12 protein-coding genes are annotated in these 15,538 nt (G+C 73.1%); 6 read left to right on the top strand and 6 right to left on the bottom strand.

Annotated features, from left to right (window positions below):
• Positions 1-133: 133 nt before the first annotated feature.
• From ACFVZH_RS09320 to ACFVZH_RS09310, 3 genes are all read left to right on the top strand, one after another.
• Positions 134-541: a (deoxy)nucleoside triphosphate pyrophosphohydrolase gene (locus tag ACFVZH_RS09320; protein ID WP_384895421.1), complete on the top strand. Its 408-nt coding sequence runs from the start codon at positions 134-136 to the stop codon at positions 539-541.
• A 143-nt stretch (positions 542-684) separates the two neighbouring features.
• Positions 685-1,107: an ATP-binding protein gene (locus ACFVZH_RS09315; protein ID WP_384894932.1), complete on the top strand. Its 423-nt coding sequence runs from the start codon at positions 685-687 to the stop codon at positions 1,105-1,107.
• A 144-nt stretch (positions 1,108-1,251) separates the two neighbouring features.
• Complete coding sequence (locus ACFVZH_RS09310; protein ID WP_384894930.1) at positions 1,252-3,822, top strand: SpoIIE family protein phosphatase; 2,571 nt, start codon at positions 1,252-1,254, stop codon at positions 3,820-3,822.
• 119 nt (positions 3,823-3,941) lie between these two features.
• Here ACFVZH_RS09310 and ACFVZH_RS09305 read toward each other — a convergent pair whose 3' ends face one another.
• Both ACFVZH_RS09305 and ACFVZH_RS09300 read right to left on the bottom strand, forming a co-directional pair.
• Complete coding sequence (locus ACFVZH_RS09305; protein ID WP_384894928.1) at positions 3,942-4,649, bottom strand: PspA/IM30 family protein; 708 nt, start codon at positions 4,647-4,649, stop codon at positions 3,942-3,944.
• Positions 4,650-4,702: 53 nt separating this feature from the next.
• Complete coding sequence (locus ACFVZH_RS09300) at positions 4,703-6,802, bottom strand: TPM domain-containing protein (RefSeq protein ID WP_384894926.1); 2,100 nt, start codon at positions 6,800-6,802, stop codon at positions 4,703-4,705.
• A gap of 128 nt (positions 6,803-6,930) precedes the next feature.
• On the opposite strand from ACFVZH_RS09300, the gene ACFVZH_RS09295 reads away from it, so the two are divergent.
• A complete protein-coding gene (locus tag ACFVZH_RS09295; RefSeq protein ID WP_384894924.1) occupies positions 6,931-7,950 on the top strand; it encodes a hypothetical protein in 1,020 nt (339 codons plus the stop codon).
• Between the two features lie 93 nt (positions 7,951-8,043).
• Complete coding sequence (locus tag ACFVZH_RS09290) at positions 8,044-8,925, top strand: transglutaminase domain-containing protein (RefSeq protein WP_384894922.1); 882 nt, start codon at positions 8,044-8,046, stop codon at positions 8,923-8,925.
• Here the strand turns inward: ACFVZH_RS09290 and ACFVZH_RS09285 are convergent.
• The 4 genes from ACFVZH_RS09285 to ACFVZH_RS09270 are packed head-to-tail and all read right to left on the bottom strand — an operon-like array spanning position 8,906 to position 12,628.
• Positions 8,906-9,676, bottom strand: a complete 771-nt coding sequence (locus ACFVZH_RS09285) for a succinate dehydrogenase/fumarate reductase iron-sulfur subunit (protein WP_384894920.1) — start codon at positions 9,674-9,676, stop codon at positions 8,906-8,908. The two genes, ACFVZH_RS09290 and ACFVZH_RS09285, sit on opposite strands and share 20 nt — an antisense overlap.
• Positions 9,673-11,544, bottom strand: a complete 1,872-nt coding sequence (locus ACFVZH_RS09280; RefSeq protein WP_384894918.1) for a fumarate reductase/succinate dehydrogenase flavoprotein subunit — start codon at positions 11,542-11,544, stop codon at positions 9,673-9,675. Before ACFVZH_RS09280 ends, ACFVZH_RS09285 begins: the two co-directional genes overlap by 4 nt.
• 1 nt (position 11,545) lies before the next feature.
• Entirely contained in the window at positions 11,546-12,367 is an 822-nt protein-coding gene (locus ACFVZH_RS09275) for a hypothetical protein (RefSeq protein ID WP_384894916.1), read from the bottom strand.
• A gap of 33 nt (positions 12,368-12,400) precedes the next feature.
• Positions 12,401-12,628, bottom strand: coding sequence for a hypothetical protein (locus tag ACFVZH_RS09270; RefSeq protein ID WP_384894914.1), 228 nt, complete (start codon positions 12,626-12,628; stop codon positions 12,401-12,403).
• 247 nt (positions 12,629-12,875) lie between these two features.
• Here ACFVZH_RS09270 and ACFVZH_RS09265 point away from each other — a divergent pair, with 247 nt between their 5' ends.
• A complete protein-coding gene (locus ACFVZH_RS09265; RefSeq protein WP_384894912.1) occupies positions 12,876-15,272 on the top strand; it encodes an ABC transporter family substrate-binding protein in 2,397 nt (798 codons plus the stop codon).
• Positions 15,273-15,538: the final 266 nt, after the last annotated feature.

Genomic DNA, 15,538 nt, shown 5'->3' with positions numbered 1-15,538 from the left:
CCCGGGCCGGGCTACGCTCGCGCCCATGACGGAACGCACCACCGACCCCGCCGGCCCCCCTGAGCCCCGCCCTGATGTGCCCCGCCACGGCGAGTCCCGCCGCGACGCCGACCCCGACCGGGGAAGCGGCGTCGTGGTCGTCGTCGCGGGCGCCCTGTACGACCGGGGCCGGCTGCTGGCCGCGCGCCGCAGCGCCCCCGTCGAGCTCGCCGGCCGCTGGGAACTGCCCGGCGGCAAGCTCGAACCCGGGGAGAGCGGTGAAGAGGCCCTGGTCCGCGAGCTCCGGGAGGAGCTCGGCGTGGAGGTCGAGCCGGGCGAGCGCATCCCCGGCGAATGGCCGCTGAAGCCCGGATACGTCCTGCGGGTATGGACCGCCCGCCTGCTCTCCGGCACCCCGCGCCCGCTGGAGGACCACGACGCGCTGCGCTGGCTCGCCCGGCACGAGCTGGACGCGGTCGACTGGCTCGACCAGGACCGGCCCGCCGTCGCCGAGGCCGGGCGGAGGCTGCCGGAGGCGCCCGTCGACGGGGCGCGCGGCTGAGTCTGTACGCCGTTCGTGCCACCGTGCGCCCACTGCTGCCGTCGGCACGATATCCCGCCCCAAATATCGGGTATGTCCAGATTGATCCCTTGAAAGAGGATGCGGGTCTGCCTGCTGACACACGGCTGGGGAAGTGATCGGGTGTGATCGACACCGACGGCGACCGCGCCGAGTGGAACTTCCCCGCGGAGGCGAACGCCGTGCGTACGGCCCGCCACGCCGTGCGCGAGACCCTGCGGGCCTGGCAGCTCGACGCGGCCGTCGTCGATGTGACCGTCCTGCTGGTCAGCGAGCTGGTGACCAACTCGCTGCGGTACGCCTCCGGCCCGATCGGGGTCCGGCTCGTCCGGACCCACCCCGACGGCACCGACCCGGCCCATGCGCCGGCGCTGCTCGTGGAGGTTTCCGATCCGCTTCCGGATCCGCCGACCGCGCGCTCCTCGGGACCCGAGGACGAAGGGGGCCGCGGTCTCGGCCTCGTGGCCTGTTCCGCACGGCGCTGGGGGACCCGTAAAGGAAGGACGGGCAAAACCGTATGGTTCGAGCTGGCTCTCCCTGGTGAGTAAACAGGGTGGGACAACGATCACCGGTACTCGGCACGGGACGACCGAGACCACCCTGTGATCGGGAACGTCGTGCCGTCGGGGCCTGCCGTATTGAATACTGCGGGCATGGCCGATCCGGTGCGGTGAGCTGGAGGGGACGGTCGCGTGAGCGAGATATCCGAGACGGCGAGCGGCGGCGTCGTGTGGCAGAGCAGCCCGCCCGGCTCCATCTATGACTACATCCGGGTCGCCTCCTTCTCGATCGGGCCCGACGGCCTCGTCGAGCAGTGGAGCCGACGGGCCGTTGACCTCTTCGGGGTGACCGCGGAGGAAGCCAGGGGCAAGGACCCGGTCGAGGCGTTCATGCCCGCCGACCTGCGCGAGCGCGGACACCGGAGGGTCAAGGAGATCCTCGACGGCAAGGAGTGGACCGGGCTCGTCCCGTTCCGCCTGCCCGGCGAGGAACGGCCCCACGGCATCGCCGAGATGTACGTGATGCCGAGCGAGACCCAGACCGGGGAGCGCGCCGCGCTGTGCATCGTCGTCGATGTGCGGGCCCTGCGCCGCATCGAGACGGACCTCGCCGCCTCCCAGGCGATATTCGGCCAATCTCCCTTCGGATTTCTGCTCTTCGGCACCGACCTCACGGTGAAGCGGGCCAACCGGCGCTTCGCCACCGTCTTCGGCGGATCCGCCGAAGACCACCGCGGCCGCACCGTCCACGACTACCTCACCCGCCCCGAGGCCGACCGGATGACCACCGCCCTCCAGCGGGTCCTGGACACCGGGGAGTCCGTCACCGACTTCCAGATCGTGGGCGCCGCACCCGGCGCCCGGGACCGCCGCCACTGGTCCATCAACCTCTACCGGGTCCACAGCGGGACCGGCCGGCCGGTCGGCGTCGCCGGCCTCGGCATCGACGTCACCCGCCGCCACAACGCGGCCAGGGAAGCGGCCAGCGCCCGCCGCAACCTCGCCCTCCTCAACGAGGCCGGCGCCCGCATCGGCAACTCCCTCGACCTGGAGGCCACCGCCCGCGAGCTGCTCGACGTCGCCGTCCCCGGCTTCTGCGACCTCGCCTCGGTCGACCTCTACCAGGGCCTGCTGACCGGCGACGAGGCCCCGCCCGGCCGCTGGGGCAGCTCCCACGACGTCGGCTACGGGGCGGGCAGCGCCGAACTCCGCAGGGTCGCCTTCGCCAGTGCCGTCTCCGACACCCCCCTCAGAACCGACGAGGGCCACGCCCCGGACAGCGGCTGTTGCGGACCCGTCCCCATCGAGGTCGGAGCCGTCCACCGCTACCCGTTCAACTCGCCGTGCGCCGGAGCCCTGCGCACCGGCCGCATCGTGACGGTGCCGGGCGCCGACGGCGAACTCGTCCAGTCCACCCTGGTCGTCCCGATGGTCGCCCACGACATCGTCGTCGGCCTCGTCCAGTTCTCTCGCGCCAAGGGCAGCGAACCCTTCGGGGAACGCGACCGGGCCCTCGCCGTCGAACTCGCCGCCCGCGCCGCCGTCTGCATCGACAACGCCCGCCTGTACCGCCGCGAACACGAACGGGCCCTCATCCTCCAGCGCAGCCTCCTCCCGCCCGGCGACCCCGAGGCGGCCGGCCTCGACATCGCCTGCCGCTACCTGCCCGGCACCGCCGCCACCGAGGTCGGCGGCGACTGGTTCGACGTCATCGAACTCCCCGGCCACCGCACCGCCCTCGTCATCGGGGACGTCATGGGCCGCGGTCTGCGCGCCGCCGTCGCCATGGGTGAACTGCGCACCGCCGTCCGCACCCTCGCCCAGCTCGACCTGGAGCCGGCCGAGGTCCTCTCCCACCTCGACGAGATCGCCCGCGGCCTCGGCGCCCCGATCGGCACCCAGCAGTCCCGCACCCAGAAGTCCCGGGGCCCCGAACTCTCCGAGGTCTACCTCGCCACCTGCGTCTACGCCGTCTACGACGCGGTCACCCGGCGCTGCACCTTCGCCAACGCCGGGCACCTCCCGCCGGTGCTCGTCGAACCCGGCGAGGAGGCCCTGCTGCTCGACGTACCCCCCGGGATGCCGCTCGGGGTCGGTGGCGAGCCCTTCGAGGAGGTCGAGGTCGACCTGCCGGAAGGCGCCCTGCTCGCCCTCTACACGGACGGCCTCGTCGAGTCCCGCGACCACCCCCTGGACGAGGGCCTCAGCGCCTTCCGACACGCCCTCACCGACCCGGAGCGGCCGCTGGAGGACGTCTGCGACCGCGTCCTGAACAGCCTGAACACCGGGCACGGCGAGGACGACATCGCGCTCCTCATGGCCAGGATCCAGGGACTGCCCAGCGAGGCGGTCGGCGACTGGCAGCTGCCCAGGGAACCCCGCTCGGTCGGCCGGGCCCGCGAGCTCGCCCGCGCCCAACTCGCGGCCTGGGGCCTCGAACCGCTGGTCGACACCGTCGAACTCCTCGTCAGCGAACTCGTCACCAACGCGTTGCGGTACGGCGAGGGCGAGATCAGGCTGCGGCTGCTGCGCGACCGCACGCTCGTCTGCGAGGTCTGGGACGCGGGGCTCGTCCAGCCGCGGCGCCGGCGGGCCCGGGACACCGACGAGGGCGGCCGCGGCCTCCAGCTGGTCGGCCTGCTCTCCTCCTCCTGGGGCTCGCGCCGTACCCCGCGCGGCAAGACCGTCTGGTTCGAACTGGCCCTGCCGGACGGCGGCGGAGCGGCGGAGCCCACCGTGGAACAGCTCCTCAGCATGTTCTGACCGAAGCCGAAGCCGAAGCCGAAGCCGAAGCCGAAGCCGAAGCCGAAGCCGAAGCCGAAGCCGAAGCCGAAGCCGAAGCCGAAGCCGAAGCCGAAGCCGGGACCGGGACCCCGCCGGGATCAGCCCTTGAGCGCGGCCAGCCGGGCCTCGATCTCGGCGCTGTCGCCGAGCGCGTCCAGCTGCTCGAACTGGGCGTCCAGGGAGGAGGCGGCGAGCTCCTGCTTGCCCAAGGCCCGCGCCTCCTCCCGGCGCACCTTGTCCTCGAAGCGGTTCAGTTCGCTCGTCGGGTCGAGCACGTCGATGCTCTTCACCGCGTCCATCATGCGGTTCTGCGCCTGGGCCGAGGTGGCACGGGCGACCAGCTCGTCGCGCTTGGACTGGAGCTCGCCGAGCTTGGCCTTCATCTGGTCGAGGCCGGTCCTGAGCTTCGACACCACCTCGGTCTGCGAGGTGATCGTCGGCTCCGCCGTCCGTGCCTCCTTCTCGGACTGGAGCTGGCGGCCCAGTGCCACCTTCGCCAGGTTGTCGAACCGGTCGGCCTCCGCGGTCTGCCCTCCGCCGCGCAGCTCGTCCGCCTTCCGGCTCGCGGCCAGCGCCTTGCCGCCCCACTCCTTGGCGGCCTCCACGTCCTCCTGGTGGTCCTGCTCCATCAGTCGGAGGTTGCCGATGGTCGCGGCCACCGCCTCCTCCGCCTCCGTGATGTTGTTCGAGTAGTCGCGGATCAGCTGGTCCAGCATCTTCTGCGGATCCTCCGCCTGGTCCAGCAGGGCGTTGATGTTGGCCTTCGCCAGCTGGGTGACACGGCCGAGGATGGTCTGCTTGCTCATGGCTCTTCTCCTTGAGAGGGACGGAAAAGGAACGGAGGCGGCCCGGGCCGCCTTCAGAAACGGCCGCCGCCGCCCAGCCGGCCGCGCGTGCCGCTGCCGCCGAAGCTGCCCGGCCCGCCGCCGGACCCCCCGCCCCCGCCGAACCCTCCGCCGAACCCCCCATGTCCGCCTCCCCGTCCACCGCCGAACAGTCCGCCGAGGATGATGCCGCCGAGCACCGCACCGCCGAGCCCGCCGCCACCGCCTCCTCCCACTCCTGATACACCGCCCATGCCGTTCGGGTTCCCATAGGTGCGGACGTCCTGCTCGGCGAGGTCCTGGGCGCGCCGGGCGAGGTCGTCCGCCTGCCGGGCCTCCGCGAGCGCGGTCTGCGGGTCGTCGGCGGCCGCCGACGCGTGCGCCTCGTTCCAGTGGCGCTGGGCCTCGGCCAGGCGGGTCCTGGCCTCGCTGCCCACCGCGCCCCGGTGCGTGGTGATGTAGTCGGAGGCCGCTCCGATCGCCGAACGGGCCGTCAGCATCGCCTGATCGAGGAGCGCGCGGGCGCGTCGAGTGCCCGACTCGCGCTCCCGTGCGCCCTCCAGCGCCTCGTCGAGCGCCGTATCGGCCTCCTCGACCCGGCGCAGGGCGTCGATCGGGTCGTACCGGCCGGTGTCGACGGCGCGCCGTACCTCGCCGACCACCGACTCGGCCCGGGCGATCCGGCCCCGGAGATCGGCCGTGGACACCCCTTCGGCGGTGCCGTCCGACAGGCCGCGGGCGTCCGCCAGGTCCGCGTCCGCCTCCGACAGCGCGCCCGGCAGCTTGCCCACCGCCTCGGCCAGCTCCTGCGCCCGCCGGTCCACGGCCTCGATCAGCCGGGCCGCCTGGTCGACGGCCCCCTCGGCCGCCCGGATGTGCACGGCGGCGCCGCCGTTGTCGCCGGCGTCGATCTGCTGGCGGGCCTGGTTGACGTGGGTCGTGGCGAACACGAGCCGGTCCTTCGCCTGTTCGACGTCTCCGGCGACGGGGGAGGCGGCGGTCTCGGCGTACCGCTCGCGCATCGCGGTCAGCGCCGCCTCGGCCATGCCGACGCGCCCGGTCTGCTCCCGGAAGGCGGCCTCGACCGTGGCCAGCGCCTCGGGCGCGGTCCGTTCCAGGGCCCGGAGCCGGTCGAAGTCCTCGGTCTCGGCGTCGAGCCGGGCGTCGGCCTCCGCGCAGCGGCGGAGGATCTCCTCCAGCATGCTCCGGCGGGTCGAGTCGTCCTCGGGGAAGGCGTCGTCGAGCTTCTGGCGCAGCCGGAACGAAGCCGTCAGCTGCTCCTTGGCGAAGTCGACCGCCTCGGTGAAGGGGCGTACCGCCTCGTCGCCGAACTGGGCGGACGCGAAGCCCAGCTCCTCCTGGCTGGTGCGTACGGCGTCGTCGGTGGCGACGAGTGTGCGGCGCGCCTGCGCGTCGAGATCGGCCGGCGACGGCGGCGCGGGTTCCTGCGGGGCGCCCCAGCCCTGTCCGCCCTGGGGGGTGGTGCGGGTCCGGGTCCGCCGGCGCCGTTTGGTGTACGCGTAGGCCGCCACGGCCCCGGCGCCGCCGACGAGCACGACCGGCAGGACGAGGTCGGAGGCGGAGGTGCCGTCGTCGGCCGGTGTGCCGGGGTCGGCGGGCCCGGGGGTGAGGGCGGGGACGGGGACGGGCTGTCCGGCGAGCACGGCGTCGTAGCCGTTGGCGGCGCCGATGGCGGCGCCCGCCCAGTCGTTCTGCCGCAGCGCGGGTTCGATCGCGGTGCGGGCCACGTCGTCCAGCTGGACCTGGGTGAGGCGCGAGGCGGGGTCGGCGGAGTAGCCGTACTGCCGGTCGTGGGTGGCGACGGCGAGGAGGAGGTCGTCGGTGCCGAGGCCGTTGCGCTCGGCGGTGGCGTCGGCCCAGCTCTGTCCGGTGCGGCCGGAGAAGTCCCGTACGTAGACGACGAAGAGCTGGATCCGCCGGTCGTCGTAGAGCCGGTCGAGGGCCTGGACCACCGAGGGGCGGCGGTCGCCGAGGGCGCCCACCCGGTCGGTGATCTGCCCGTCGCGGGACAGGGCGACGGGGTCGTCGGCGCGGGCACCGTGAACGGCGGGCACGAGGAGCCACCACGCCGCCACCAGTGCTGCGAGAAGGGCTCGGGTGGCTATTCGCGTCACAAAAGGGAGGCTATGTCCGGGTATACGGTGCCGCGACCGGACGGAAACCGATCCCGGCCGTCCGACGTCACTGTCAGTGGCCGCCCCTACGGTGGTTCCAGTGGCGTGACGACCCCGGGGGGTTCAGGTTGAACGGACGGCTGCGCAGGTTGTGGAGGAGGGGACGCTGGTTCGTCCTCGGCCTCGTGCTGCTCCTCGTCGTGCCGCCGCTGTTCGGCGCGCTCGCCCTCCGTGTCAGCTATGCCGGAGACCTCAGGGACGACGCCAGGACCCGCGGCAAGGACGCCTTCTGGATCGGACACGCCTGGGTCGACGGACGAAAGAAGGACGCCGACCTCACCGCGCTCGCCGCCCGGCTCAAGGGCACGGGGATACGCGACCTGTACGTGCACGCCGGGCCCCTGGAGCACGACGGCTCCCTGCCGGCGGCCGCGTACCCCCGTGCGAAGTGGCTGATCGACGGGGTGCACCGGATCATGCCGGGGATACGGGTCCAGGCGTGGCTGGGCGATGTCCTGGCCACCGAGGGCCCGGTGGGGCTGCGCCTGGAGGACGCCGGGTCCCGCCGGGCCGTGGTGGGCTCGGCCCGGCAGATCCTCGACGCCGGCTTCGACGGGGTCCACTTCGACCTGGAGCCGCTGCACTCCGACGACCGGAACTACCTCTCCCTCCTCGACGACCTCGGGCGGCTGACCCGGGCCCGCAAGGCCCCGCTCTCGGTCGCCGCCCACCAGATCGACCCGCTGCCGGGCGCGCACACGGCGCTGGGCTCGGTCAGCGGGAGCGAGAAGTGGTGGTCGCAGGAGTTCTTCGGGGAGGTCGCCCGGAGGGTCGACCAGATAGCCGTCATGTCGTACGACACGTGGATGCCGCTGGAGAGCCTGTACGGCGGGTACGTGGCCCAGCAGACCAGCCTCGCCCTGGAGGTCACTCCCGGGTCGACCGACCTGCTGATCGGGCTGCCCTTCTTCCACGAGGACGACCTCGGCCACCACGAGAACGCGGAGACCGTCGCCGCGGCCGTCCGGGGCGCGCGCCTCGGCCTCGGCCGCACGGACCCCGGCCGCGAGCGGTTCGGACTCGCCCTCTACGTCGACTTCGCCGCCCGGGAAGAGGACTGGGCGGCCTACCGCGACGGCTGGCACTGAGCGGGCGCCACCCCGGTCACCGGGCCGGCACCGGCAGGAGGAGGATGGTGCCGCCGGCCGCGGTCCAGCGGCCGAGCGGAGGGGGATTCCGCCGTGACCAGTCGCCTTTTGATGCCGTTCCGCGCCGCCGGGGCGGTCCCTGACCTCTCGGCCGGGGCCGACGACCCGGCCCGGGCCCGGACCGCCGGGTCCACCCGGCCCACGCCCATCCTGGACCTGGCGCACCCGCGCGTGACCGCGCTCGTGGCCCGGGTGCGGCGCGAGGCGGACGAGCGGGGAGCGGGGACCGACCGCGACCGTCTCCGGATCGCGCACGGGATCATCGTCTCCGCCGTACGCCCGGTGTACTCCGTCGAGGACCGGCGCCGGGTGTCGCGCACGCTGCGGCTGGGCCGCGGCTCGTGCAGCCAGCGGATGGCCGTCCTGGAGGCGGTGGCCCGCTCGCTCGACGTGGAGACCCGCGTGCGGGGCCTGCTCGTGGACGGCGTCTTCTGGTACCCGCGCTTTCCGAGGCTGCGCCCGTTCGTCCCGGAGGAGGTCCTGCTGGCCTGGCCGGAGTTCCGGCTCGACGGCGCCTGGGTGCCGATCGCGGAGCTGTTCGGCGCGGCGGACGACCGTCAGGAGCGCGGCGAAGCCGGTCCCGGCCCGGCCGGGCACGGCGCCGGGTTCACCAACGCGGGCCCGGAGACCCTCTTCGAGGCCGTCGCCCGGACCTCCGTCGACTGGGACGCGCCGGCCGCGTGCGCCGGCTCCGCCCCCTGCGACCTGTCCGCCCACCTCCGCACGGACCTGGGCCGCTTCACCTCGCGCGACGAGCTCTTCGCCCGGCACGGCCAGACCTTGTGCCGCCCCGCCCGTACCCTCGCCGAGCCCGTCCTCGGCCGCTGGAGCGCAGGCGCAGGCGCGGGCGCGGGTACGAGCGTGGGCGCGGACACGGGCGCGACCGGTGGCGGAGTCAGCTCTTCCGCCGCCTGATGGTGTTGCCGAGCCAGACGAGCGGGTCGTACTTCCGGTCCACGACCCGCTCCTTCAGCGGGATCAGGGCGTTGTCGGTGATCCGGATGGACTCGGGGCACACCTCCGTGCAGCACTTCGTGATGTTGCAGTAGCCGAGGCCGTGCTCCTCCTGCGCGGTCCGCCGCCGGTCGAGCCCGGCCTCCTCCGCCGCGTCCAGCGGGTGCATGTCGAGCTCCGCGACCCGCATCAGGAAGCGGGGCCCGGCGAACACCTCCTTGTTCTCCTCGTGGTCGCGCACCACATGGCAGGTGTCCTGGCAGAGGAAGCACTCGATGCACTTCCGGAACTCCTGCGAGCGGTCCACGTCCTCCTGCCGCATCCGGTACTCGCCGGGAGCGAGCCCGGCGGGCGGCACGAACGCCGGGATCTCCCGGGCCTTCGCATAGTTGAAGGAGACGTCCGTGACCAGGTCGCGGACGATCGGGAAGGCACGCATCGGGGTCACCGTGACGACCTCGTCGCGCGAGAAGACCGACATCCGGGTCATGCAGAGGAGCCGCGGCCGGCCGTTGATCTCGGCCGAGCACGAACCGCACTTGCCCGCCTTGCAGTTCCAGCGCACGGCGAGGTCCGGCGTCTGGGTGGCCTGGAGGCGGTGGACGATGTCGAGGACCACCTCGCCGTCGTGCACCTCGACCGTGTAGTCCGTCAGCTCCCCGCCGCCGGCGTCGCCGCGCCAGATCCGGAAGCGGGCCTGATAGGTGCTCATGCGTCCAGCTCCTCCTCCGCCAGGTACTTCGCCAGCTCCTCCTTGTCGAACAGGGCGAGCAGATCGGGCCGGATCGGTTCGGTGCGCACCCGTTCCAGGACGACACCGCCGTCCGAGGCCCGGCACAGCAGGTTCACCGGACGCCACGACCGCTCCATCACCGGACGGTCCTCGCGGGTGTGTCCGCCGCGGGACTCGGTGCGCTCCAGGGCCGCCCGGGCCACGCACTCGCCGACCAGCAGCATGTTCCGCAGGTCGAGGGCGAGGTGCCAGCCGGGGTTGAACTGCCGGTGTCCCTCGACCGCGACGCGCCCGGCCCGCTCCCGCAGGGCGTCGATCCGCTCCAGGGCCTCGGCCATCTCGCCCTCCCGCCGGATGATCCCGACGAGGTCGTTCATCGTCTGCTGGAGCTCCTGGTGGAGGGTGTACGGGTTCTCCCCGCCGCCGTCGAAGGGGGCCAGGGCCTCCGCCCGCGCGGCGGCCACCTCCTCGGCCAGGACGCCGCCGCCCGCACCGGACACCGCGTACTGCGCCGCGTACAGCCCGGCCCGCCGCCCGAAGACCAGCAGGTCGGAGAGGGAGTTGCCGCCGAGCCGGTTGGAGCCGTGCATGCCGCCCGCCACCTCGCCGCAGGCGAAGAGCCCCGGGACCCCGGCCGCGGCGGCCGTCTCCGAGTCGACGGCGACCCCGCCCATCACGTAGTGGCAGGTCGGCCCGACCTCCATCGCCTCCGCGGTGATGTCGACATCGGCCAGCTCCTTGAACTGGTGGTACATCGAGGGCAGCCGGCGCCTGATCGCGTCGGCCGGCATCCGGGTCGACACGTCGAGGAACACCCCGCCGTGCGGGGAGCCGCGGCCGGCCTTCACCTCGGCGTTGATGGCCCGCGCCACCTCGTCGCGCGGCAGCAGCTCGGGCGGGCGGCGGTTGTGGTCGGGGTCCTCGTACCAGCGGTCGCCCTCCTCCTCCGACTCCGCGTACTTCTCCTTGAAGACGTCGGGGACGTAGTCGAACATGAACCGCCGGCCCTCGGAGTTCCGCAGGACGCCGCCGTCCCCGCGTACGGACTCGGTGACCAGGATGCCCTTCACCGACGGGGGCCAGACCATGCCGGTCGGGTGGAACTGCACGAACTCCATGTTCACCAGCGGTGCTCCCGCGAGCAGGGCGAGCGCCTGCCCGTCGCCCGTGTACTCCCAGGAGTTCGAGGTCACCTTGAAGGACTTGCCGATGCCGCCGGTGGCGAGGACGACGGCGGGTGCCTCCAGGACGAGGAAGCGGCCGCTCTCCCGCTCGTAGCAGAAGACGCCGGCGACCTTCCCGTCGGCGTCCTTGAGGATCCGGGTGACGGTGAACTCCTGGAAGACCTTCAGGTGCGCCTCGTGGTCGCCGGTCTCGCGGTGGTCCTCCTGCTGGAGCGAGACGGCCTTCTGCTGGAGGGTCCGCAGCAGTTCGAGGCCGGTGCGGTCGCCGACGTGGGCGAGCCGGGGGTACTCGTGACCGCCGAAGTTGCGCTGGGAGATCCGGCCGTCGGGGGTCCGGTCGAAGAGCGCGCCCCAGGTCTCCAGCTCCCAGACCCGATCGGGGGCCTCCTGGGCGTGCAGCTCGGCCATCCGCCACTGGTTGAGGAACTTCCCGCCGCGCATGGTGTCGCGGAAGTGGACCTTCCAGTCGTCGTGCTCGTTGGCGTTCGCCATGGACGCGGCGATGCCGCCCTCGGCCATCACGGTGTGCGCCTTGCCGAAGAGGGACTTGCAGATGACGGCGGTGCGCGCGCCGGCCCGGCGCGCCTCGATCGCGGCCCGCAGCCCGGCGCCGCCCGCGCCGACCACGACCACGTCCCACTGCTGCCGCTCCACAGGACTCATGTCAGAAGAACCTCGGGTCGTCGAAGGTGCCGGTGGCGAGCAGGTACACGTACAGGTCGCAGAGGGCGACGCTGATCAGCGAGGCCCAGGCGAGCCGCATGTGGTGCCGGTTGAGGCGCCCCACCCAGGTCCACAGCCGGTAGCGGACGGGGTGTTTCGAGAAGTGCCGCAGCCGGCCGCCGACGATGTGCCGGCAGGAGTGGCAGGAGACGGTGTACGCCCAGATGAGGGCGATGTTGAGGAGGAAGAGCAGCGTCCCCAGCCCCGCGTGCCCCCAGGCGTAGGAGGAGTCGCGGAAGGTGAGGACGGTGTCGTACGTGAGGATCCCGGCGACCGGCACGGCGGCGTAGAAGAAGTACCGGTGGAGGTTCTGCAGGATCAGCGGGAACCGGGTCTCGCCGGTGTACGCGCCGTGCGGTTCGGCGACGGCGCAGGCGGGGGGAGCCGCCCAGAAGCCCCGGTAGTACGCCTTGCGGTAGTAGTAGCAGGTCAGTCGGAAGCCCAGCGGGAAGACGAGGATCAGCAGGGCGGGGGAGAGCCCCCACCAGCTGCCGAAGAGCTCCGCGTTCGGCCCGCCCCGCATGGGGACGCAGTTCTCCGCCAGGCAGGGCGAGTAGAACGGGGAGACGTAGGGGGCGGCGTAGTAGTCGGCGTTGGCGAAGGCCCGCCACGTCGAGTAGGCGACGAAGGCGAGCAGCCCCGCCGCGGTGGCGGCGGGGGAGAGCCACCAGCGGTCGGTCCGCAGATGGCGGGCGGTGATGGCGGGGCGCCCGGGGGAGCGGACCCCCGTCGCTGCCCCGGGGGGTTCCGTGCCTGCGGCCAACAGGGCCTCCTACGGTCGGTGAACCGGTACGTCCTACGGCGCGTGGCGGTCGCGTGCCCCCAGTCCCTCGTCGTCCGTGTCCGTCCACAGCCCGCTGTCATAGGGGGCGTCGGGGATGGTCACCAGGCTTTCGGCGCGGCCGGCGGCCGGCGCGGGCGGTGCGCCCCGCTCGGCATCGACGGAGCGCTCCAGCTGTCCGACGGTGCGGACCAGGTCTTCGAGGCAGCGCTTGACGGCCGCCAGATCGTCCTGAACGGACATGGGTTGCCCTCACTTCCGCGAGCGGCTTCGGCAGGAGTGTCGCGCGTCACATCCCGCATGGGAAGCCATGTGCACGGGATTCCACTCGTCCGGAGCGCTCGGGCCGGGGGTGTTGAGCCGCACGAGTGGCGTTTTCCGGACGTGCCGCCGTGTCGCCCTGGCCGAAACCGCTCCGTCCTTTTCAGTGTATGAGCAATAGGTCTGATCATCTCCAAATGGCATAAATCTGGACGAAGGGGTACAAGTCATGTCCCAGATCGGCGCCCCTCGCGGGAGGACATGCTCCAGGAGCCCCCGCTCCCGCACGCTCCGCTCCGTCGCCACCCTCACCAGTGCGGTCCTCGCCGTCACCGTCCTCGCCGGCTGCAGCTCCGGCGACGAGGCCGACGAGTCCCCGGCCGCGGCCCAGGACAACGCGCCCGCGGCGCGCGACCGGGTCGCCGACGGCGGCACCGTCCGCTGGGCCGTCGACGCGCTGCCCACCACCCTCAACACCTTCCAGGCCGACGCCGACGGCGCCACCTCCCGCATCGCCGCGGCGGTGCTCCCCTCCTTCTACACGCTCGACGAGCGGGGCCGGCCGCAGCGCAACGCCGACTACCTGGAGTCGGCGCAGGTCGTCGAGACCGAGCCCAAGCAGGTCGTCCTCTACAAGCTCAACCAGCAGGCGGTCTGGAGCGACGGACGCGAGATCGGGGCGCCCGACTTCGTGGCCCAGTGGCGCGCCCTGAGCGGCCGCGACACCGCGTACTGGACCGCCCGCAACTCCGGGTACGAGCGGATCGAGAAGATCGAGCGGGGCAAGAACGACCTGGAGGTGCGGGTCACCTTCGCCAAGCCGTACGCCGACTGGCAGTCCCTCTTCACCCCGCTCTACCCGAAGCAGGTCATGGGGTCCCCGAACTCCTTCAACGACGGGGCGCGCACCACCCTCAAGGCCACTGCAGGACCGTTCCTGCTGAAGTCGATCGACCGCAAGGGCAGCGCCGTCACCCTCACCCGCAACCCCCGCTGGTGGGGGCAGTCCGCCAAGCTCGACAGCATCGTCCTCGCCGCCGTCCCCCGGGCCGACCGGGCGGCCGCCCTCGCCGCGGGCAAGCTCGACCTGGCCGAGATCGACCGGTCCACGGCCGAGCGCATCGCCCTCGCGCTCCGCGACGCCCGGGCCGGCCGGAACGGAGCGGAGGCGGCCCTCGCCCACGGCCCCGGATCCGAGACCACCCCCGCCAAGGCCCTGCGGTCCTGGGCGCTCGCCCACGGCTCCGACGAGGGGAAGGCGGAGCAGGTCCAGGCCGCCCGCGCCAAGAACCAGCAGGCCATCGCCCAGTACGCGGCCACCCGGGACATCCTGGCCCGGTACGTGGTCCGCAAGTCCCTCGAACCCGCCTACACCCAGCTCTCGCTGAACGGCGAGTCCGGACCGCTCGCCGACGAGCGGGTCCGGCGCGCGGTGGCCCGCGCCATCAACCGCCAGGAGCTGGCCGAATCCGTACTCAAGCCGCTCGGTCTCCCGGCGAAGCCCCCCGGCAGCCACCTCGCCCTCGCCGGCCAGGCGGCGTACGCGGACAGCAGCGACGCGCTCGGCGACCAGGACACCAAGGAGGCGCGGGCCCTCCTCGCCGACGCGGGCTGGGTCCCGGGCGGCGCGGCCCGGCAGCCCGCCGGCACCAAGGCGGGCAGCGAGGCCGAGAAGAAGGCGCAGAGCGACAAGGCCGCGGGCGGCTCCGCCGACGACAAGAAGAAGGCCGCCGACACCGCCTCCGACGAGGGCCTCTACATCGTCGGCGACGACAAGCCCGGCGACCGCCGGGCCGTCCCCGCCCCCGTCATCGGCGCCGGCGGCCCCGAGAACGGCACCAACATCCTCGCCCCGGCCGCCGCCGCCGCCCGCCAGAGCGCCGCGCTCCTCGCCCGCGCCCAGGCCCTCGACACCGGCACAGGCACCGGCACAGGCACCGGCACCGGCGCCGGCGCCCGGGCCGGCGTCCCGGCGGGCGCCAAGCCGGACCAGGGCATGGCGGGCGCCTACGCCCCGCGCGGCACCGCCGCCCCGGTGACGGCGCCCGAGGCCGCACGGGCCCTCGGCAAGGACGGCAAGGCCCTCAGCCTCCGCTTCGTCCTGCCCTCCGGACCCGGCTCCGAGTCGCTGCGGGCCGTCGGCGACCGGATCGTCCGGATGCTCGACGCGGTGGGCATCCGTACCGAGGTGACCAAGGTCTCCGACGACAGCTTCTTCAAGGATCACGTCGCCTCCGGCGACTACGACCTCGCCCTCTACTCCTGGCCGGCCTCCGCCTTCCCGGCGACCGACGCCCGGCCGATCTTCGCCAAGCCCGAGCCGGCCTCGGACGGCTCGCTCCTGGTCGAGCAGAACTACTCGCGGGTCGGCACCGACCGCATCGACCAGCTGTTCGACCAGGCGGCGGGGACGCTCGACGAGGAGGAGGCCCGCGAGCTGGTCCGCCAGGCGGACGCCCGGATCTGGGCCGCGGCCGGTTCCATCCCCCTCTACCAGCGCCCCCAGCTCGTCGCCGCCAAGGCCGATCTGGTGAACGCCGGCGCATGGGGTCTCGGCGGCCCCCGCTACCAGGACATCGGCTTCAAGAAGCCCGAATCCTCCAACGGTGCCGAACGAAACCGCTGAAACCTCCGAAACCGCAGGTCACAACCTCAGAAGCAGCTCAATTTCCTTGCCCGCCGGCGACCCCGGCGGGCAGGATCGCGTCGGCCCTTTGACCCGGTCGCACGACCCCTCCCCACACCCTTGAAAACTCCCGGTGGCCCCTCTCGGATCCCGGGCGGGGAAGCCCCTTGCGCGGCAGCCCCGTACCATAGGACATAGCCGTGGCGCGTCCGCCCGGCGGGCGTACGAGGAACTGACGCCGCATCCCACGATCCGAGAGAAGCGCA

This window comes from Streptomyces sp. NPDC059534 (assembly GCF_042743475.1).
Classification (GTDB): Bacteria; Actinomycetota; Actinomycetes; order Streptomycetales; family Streptomycetaceae; genus Streptomyces.
The sequence above is the reverse complement of the archived record's forward strand: the minus strand, read 5'-3'. Positions and strand labels throughout refer to the sequence as shown.

Excerpts from the sequence above, each read along its gene's own strand:
- ACFVZH_RS09305 (WP_384894928.1), bottom strand. The coding sequence starts at position 4,649 with ATGAGCAAGCAGACCATCCTCGGCCGTGTCACCCAGCTGGCGAAGGCC.
- ACFVZH_RS09285 (WP_384894920.1), bottom strand. The coding sequence starts at position 9,676 with ATGAGCACCTATCAGGCCCGCTTCCGGATCTGGCGCGGCGACGCCGGC.
- ACFVZH_RS09280 (WP_384894918.1), bottom strand. The coding sequence starts at position 11,544 with ATGAGTCCTGTGGAGCGGCAGCAGTGGGACGTGGTCGTGGTCGGCGCG.
- ACFVZH_RS09270 (WP_384894914.1), bottom strand. The coding sequence starts at position 12,628 with ATGTCCGTTCAGGACGATCTGGCGGCCGTCAAGCGCTGCCTCGAAGAC.
- ACFVZH_RS09265 (WP_384894912.1), top strand. The coding sequence starts at position 12,876 with ATGTCCCAGATCGGCGCCCCTCGCGGGAGGACATGCTCCAGGAGCCCC.